Source organism: Lachnoclostridium sp. An14 (assembly GCF_002160755.1).
Taxonomy (GTDB): domain Bacteria; phylum Bacillota; class Clostridia; order Lachnospirales; family Lachnospiraceae; genus Lachnoclostridium_A.
Genome location: NZ_NFLE01000086.1, coordinates 1 through 847, shown reverse-complemented (window position 1 = coordinate 847; position 847 = coordinate 1). Strand labels below are relative to the sequence as shown.

Sequence of the window (847 nt, the reverse complement as noted above, 5' to 3'; positions counted from 1 at the left end):
TAGACAGGAGAAAAAGGTTCTGCATAAAATGAAGGATATTATCCTGCTCGTTTTTTTCGCTATGCTTGCAAATGCGGATGACTGGGTGGAAATGGAAGTGTTTGGAAAGGAGCACGAGAGATTTCTGCGAAATTATTTGGAACTTCCCAATGGGATTCCCTCCCATGATACAATCCAGAGGGTATTTGCGATGGTGCCGTCGGAATTTTTAGAGCAATTCCAGAAAAAATGGAACGAAATGCTGAATCGTGAGGAAGGAGATAAAATCAGGAAACTGCTTGCCATTGACGGAAAAACCCAAAGGGGAAATGGAAATAAAAACCAGAAAGGGAACCATATTGTCAGTGCTGTGGATGAGAACGGCTTTTGCCTGGGCCAAAAACGGGTAGAGGAAAAGACAAATGAAATCATGGCCATCCCCGAACTGCTGGACAGTCTAACGATAAAAGGATGTATCATCACAACGGACGCCATGGGAACGCAGACGGAAATCGCGAAGAAAATTCGACAGAAACGGGCGGACTATGTGCTGGCGTTAAAAGGGAATCAGGGGAGCTTGTATGAAGATGTGAGGCTTTATTTCTCAGACCCGGAGCTACGGGAAAAATGCGCCTATAAAAAGACCGTGGAAAAAGCAAGAGGGAAAGTCGAAAAGAGGGAGTACTGGCAGACAGAAGATATCGGTTGGTTAAGCCAGAAAAAGGCATGGTCAGGACTGAAAAGCATTTTATTGACGCGGAACACGATAAAGGGAGCAGACGGGAAGGAGCAAATAGAGGAAAGATATTTTATAAGCAGCCTGTCAACAGAGATAGAAGACGCCGCGCGAGCCGTAAGGGGTCATTGG

1 protein-coding gene is annotated in these 847 nt (G+C 45.5%); it reads left to right on the top strand.

The features are described 5' to 3' along the window. A partial coding sequence (locus B5E84_RS20205; RefSeq protein WP_143469296.1) for an ISAs1 family transposase occupies positions 1-847 on the top strand: 847 nt, incomplete at both ends.